Genomic DNA, 315 nt, shown 5'->3' on the forward strand with positions numbered 1-315 from the left:
GTGGCGGGCGGCACGACGCAGACCACCGGGCCGGGGCAGGTCATCGCCTTGGACGAAGGCTATTCCAAGGATTTTCCGGCGGAAATCCGCCTGCTTTCCGGCAGCGCAGACGGCGTTCTGGTGGCCCAGCAAACGGCGGCCAACCTTCATGTCCGCCCTGGCGACGCGGTGTCGATCAAGCGTATCGGCCTGCCGGCCGTGGAGGTCAAAATCGCCGGGGTCGTCGATCTGCCCGATGCTGATTCGTTGTTTCAGGCAGTAGGCTTGCCTGCCCAGGCCGCGCCGCAAGCGCCTCCGGAGAACGTGCTCGTGCTT

Annotated in this window: 1 pseudogene; it reads left to right on the plus strand. The window is 66.0% G+C overall.

Annotation, left to right across the window (positions count from 1 at the left end):
• A pseudogene (locus EN874_RS32910) lies at positions 1 to 315 on the plus strand (ABC transporter permease); the annotation flags it as partial.

Source organism: Mesorhizobium sp. M1D.F.Ca.ET.231.01.1.1 (assembly GCF_003999155.2).
GTDB lineage: Bacteria > Pseudomonadota > Alphaproteobacteria > Rhizobiales > Rhizobiaceae > Mesorhizobium.